Below are 3,480 nucleotides of genomic sequence, written 5' to 3' on the forward strand. Positions count from 1 at the left end.
TCGGGGCGGGTGTGTGTGGGGTGTGTGGTACGGGGTTGTTGTTTGAGAACTACATAGTGGACGCGAGCATCTTTTATAAGAAGCAATTTCCAAGAATATGAACCTGGATCTGGCTGCGCGTGATGATGGCATTCCTTTGGGGGTGTGGTTGTTGGGTGTGGTTGGTTTTCGTGGTTCTCTCGAAAATTAGTTTTTTTGATCTTTTGTGGTCAAGTTTTTAAGAGCACACGGTGGATGCCTTGGCATTAGGAGCCGAAGAAGGACGTAGGAATCTGCGATAAGCCTGGGGGAGTCGATAACCGGACTGTGATCCCAGGGTGTCCGAATGGGGAAACCCCGCCAGGGGCGCGAGCTGCCTGGTGACCCGCATCTGAACACATAGGGTGCGTGGAGGGAACGCGGGGAAGTGAAACATCTCAGTACCCGCAGGAAGAGAAAACAATAGTGATTCCGTTAGTAGTGGCGAGCGAACGCGGATCAGGCTAAACCGTTCCATGTGTGATAGCCGGCGGGCGTTGCATGGTCGGGGTTGCGGGACTTTCCGTGCTGTCTCTGCCGGGACAGCGAGGTGTGATGTGCAGGCATAGGTGAACGGTCTTGAAAGGCCGGCCAGAGAGGGTGTGAGCCCCGTAACCGTAATGTTGTGTACCGCCTGGGAAGTATCCCAAGTAGCACGGGGCCCGAGAAATCCCGTGCGAATCTGTCAGGACCACCTGATAAGCCTAAATACTCCCTAATGACCGATAGCGGACCAGTACCGTGAGGGAAAGGTGAAAAGTACCCCGGGAGGGGAGTGAAACAGTACCTGAAACCGTGTGCTTACAATCCGTCGGAGCCAGTCTGATTCTGGTGACGGCGTGCCTTTTGAAGAATGAGCCTGCGAGTTAGTGTTACGTCGCGAGGTTAACCCGTGTGGGGCAGCCGTAGCGAAAGCGAGTCTGAATAGGGCGTTGCAGTGGCGTGATCTAGACCCGAAGCGAAGTGATCTACCCATGGCCAGGTTGAAGCGACGGTAAGACGTCGTGGAGGACCGAACCCACTTCAGTTGAAAATGGAGGGGATGAGCTGTGGGTAGGGGTGAAAGGCCAATCAAACTTCGTGATAGCTGGTTCTCCCCGAAATGCATTTAGGTGCAGCGTTGCGTGTTTCTTACCGGAGGTAGAGCTACTGGATGGCTAATGGGCCCTACAAGGTTACTGACGTCAGCCAAACTCCGAATGCCGGTAAGTGAGAGCGCAGCAGTGAGACTGTGGGGGATAAGCTTCATAGTCGAGAGGGAAACAGCCCAGACCACCAACTAAGGCCCCTAAGCGTGTGCTAAGTGGGAAAGGATGTGGAGTTGCGAAGACAACCAGGAGGTTGGCTTAGAAGCAGCCATCCTTAAAAGAGTGCGTAATAGCTCACTGGTCAAGTGATTCCGCGCCGACAATGTAGCGGGGCTCAAGTACACCGCCGAAGTTGTGGCATTCACATTTTATCCAAGCCTTTGTGGTTCAGGAGTGTGGATGGGTAGGGGAGCGTCGTGTGGGCAGTGAAGTCGCGGTGTAAACCAGCGGTGGAGCCTACACGAGTGAGAATGCAGGCATGAGTAGCGAAAGACGGGTGAGAAACCCGTCCGCCGAATGATCAAGGGTTCCAGGGTCAAGCTAATCTGCCCTGGGTAAGTCGGGACCTAAGGCGAGGCCGACAGGCGTAGTCGATGGACAACGGGTTGATATTCCCGTACCGGCGAAAAACCGCCCATGCTGAACAGGGGATACTAACTGCCCGAAGCCTGACCAATCACCCTTGTGGTGTGCGGTTTTTGGTGGAGCGCGGGACCTGATCCTGGGAGGTAAGCGTATTAACAGGTGTGACGCAGGAAGGTAGCCGAGCCGGGCGATGGTTGTCCCGGTCCAAGGATGTAGGGCGAACGGTAGGCAAATCCGCCGTTCATGATGCCTGAGACCTGACGGGACCCCCGTAGGGGGGGATTCGGTGATCCTATGCTGCCTAGAAAAGCATCGACGCGAGGTTTTAGCCGCCCGTACCCCAAACCGACACAGGTGATCAGGTAGAGAATACTAAGGCGATCGAGAGAATTATGGTTAAGGAACTCGGCAAAATGCCCCCGTAACTTCGGGAGAAGGGGGGCCCCAACCTTGAACACCACACGCTGGTGGGAGGGGATCGGGGCCGCAGAGACCAGGGGGAAGCGACTGTTTACTAAAAACACAGGTCCGTGCGAAGTCGCAAGACGATGTATACGGACTGACTCCTGCCCGGTGCTGGAAGGTTAAGAGGACCGGTTAGCCGCAAGGCGAAGCTGAGAATTTAAGCCCCAGTAAACGGCGGTGGTAACTATAACCATCCTAAGGTAGCGAAATTCCTTGTCGGGTAAGTTCCGACCTGCACGAATGGAGTAACGACTTCCCCGCTGTCTCAACCATAAACTCGGCGAAATTGCAGTACGAGTAAAGATGCTCGTTACGCGCAGCAGGACGGAAAGACCCCGAGACCTTTACTATAGTTTGGTATTGGTGTTCGGAGTGGCTTGTGTAGGATAGGTGGGAGACGTTGAAGCCCGGACGCCAGTTCGGGTGGAGTCATCGTTGAAATACCACTCTGGTCACTTTGGACATCTAACTTCGGCCCGTAATCCGGGTCAGGGACAGTGCCTGATGGGTAGTTTAACTGGGGCGGTTGCCTCCTAAAAAGTAACGGAGGCGCCCAAAGGTTCCCTCAGCCTGGTTGGCAATCAGGTGTCGAGTGTAAGTGCACAAGGGAGCTTGACTGTGAGAGAGACATCTCGAGCAGGGACGAAAGTCGGGACTAGTGATCCGGCGGTACATTGTGGAATGGCCGTCGCTCAACGGATAAAAGGTACCTCGGGGATAACAGGCTGATCTTGCCCAAGAGTCCATATCGACGGCATGGTTTGGCACCTCGATGTCGGCTCGTCGCATCCTGGGGCTGGAGTAGGTCCCAAGGGTTGGGCTGTTCGCCCATTAAAGCGGTACGCGAGCTGGGTTTAGAACGTCGTGAGACAGTTCGGTCCCTATCCGCTGCGCGCGCAGGAAATTTGAGAAGGGCTGTCCTTAGTACGAGAGGACCGGGACGGACGAACCTCTGGTGTGTCAGTTGTACTGCCAAGTGCACCGCTGATTAGCTACGTTCGGATGGGATAACCGCTGAAAGCATCTAAGCGGGAAGCTCGCTTCGAGATGAGATTTCCATACACCTTGTGTGTGAGAGGCCCCCAGCCAGACCACTGGGTTGATAGGCCGGATGTGGAAGCGAGGACTAACGACTCGTGAAGCTGACCGGTACTAATAGGCCGATAACTTACACCACACACCACCCCGCAAACCCGACTTCAAAAGGGGTTTGCACCACGGGGTGGTACAAAGAAACAAGACTGCTTGCGTCCACTATGTGGTTCCCAACCAACAAACCCGTTGCGTTGCAGGAACAAAACACAACAAAATAACAACACCACAA

Annotated in this window: 1 rRNA gene; it reads left to right on the forward strand. The window is 54.7% G+C overall.

Annotated elements, in window-relative coordinates:
* Window positions 1-207: 207 nt before the first annotated feature.
* Window positions 208-3,333 (forward strand): 23S ribosomal RNA (locus tag PV761_RS23995).
* Window positions 3,334-3,480: the final 147 nt, after the last annotated feature.

The sequence above is a fragment of the Arthrobacter sp. CC3 genome (assembly GCF_039907775.1).
Classification (GTDB): domain Bacteria; phylum Actinomycetota; class Actinomycetes; order Actinomycetales; family Micrococcaceae; genus Arthrobacter.